At 64.5% G+C, this 606-nt stretch carries 2 pseudogenes; both read left to right on the forward strand.

The features are described from left to right. Positions 1 to 337 (forward strand): annotated as a pseudogene (locus EN742_RS36985) (ABC transporter ATP-binding protein); the annotation flags it as partial. Further along, a pseudogene (locus EN742_RS36990) lies at positions 334 to 606 on the forward strand (ABC transporter substrate-binding protein); the annotation flags it as partial. The pseudogenes EN742_RS36985 and EN742_RS36990, both read left to right, overlap by 4 nt.

Genomic DNA, 606 nt, shown 5'->3' on the forward strand with positions numbered 1-606 from the left:
GTTCATATCCCACAACCTGGCGGTGGTGGATTACATGGCAGACCGCATCGCGGTCATGTGCGGCGGGCGTATCGTCGAGCTTGCGCCGCGCGAAATTCTGCTTAGGAGACCGATCCACCCCTACACACGCTCACTGGTTGCCGCAGTACCTTTCCCTGATCTCGACAGGCCGATGGATTTCAAGACGCTGAAGCTCGGCGGCGCTTCCGACACCAGCGCTTGGGGACCGCAATTCCGCGACGAGGGCGAAGAGGATACGCTGTCGCCGCTCGACCTTGGCGGCGGCCACCTCGTGCTGGCCCGACGTTCGGCCGATGTCAGCGAGCTACGCCCTTGATCAGCCGGCGCACCGTCCTTGGGCTCATGGCTTCGGCATTTCTGCCGAATACGTCAAGCGCCGGCGATCTGGAGCCGGAATTTCTTCAGCCGCGGCTGCAGGCCGGGGCGCTGCCGGCACTCGCCGAACGTCTGCCGAAGCGCCCGCGCGCGTTGAATCTCGCTGCGATCGGCCGGCAGCCCGGCCAGTATGGCGGCACGCTGCGCACGATCATCGGCAGCCAGAAAGATATCCGGCTGATGACGATCTATGGGTATGCTCGCCTGGTC

This window comes from Mesorhizobium sp. M4A.F.Ca.ET.020.02.1.1, from assembly GCF_004022645.1.
Taxonomy (GTDB): Bacteria; Pseudomonadota; Alphaproteobacteria; order Rhizobiales; family Rhizobiaceae; genus Mesorhizobium.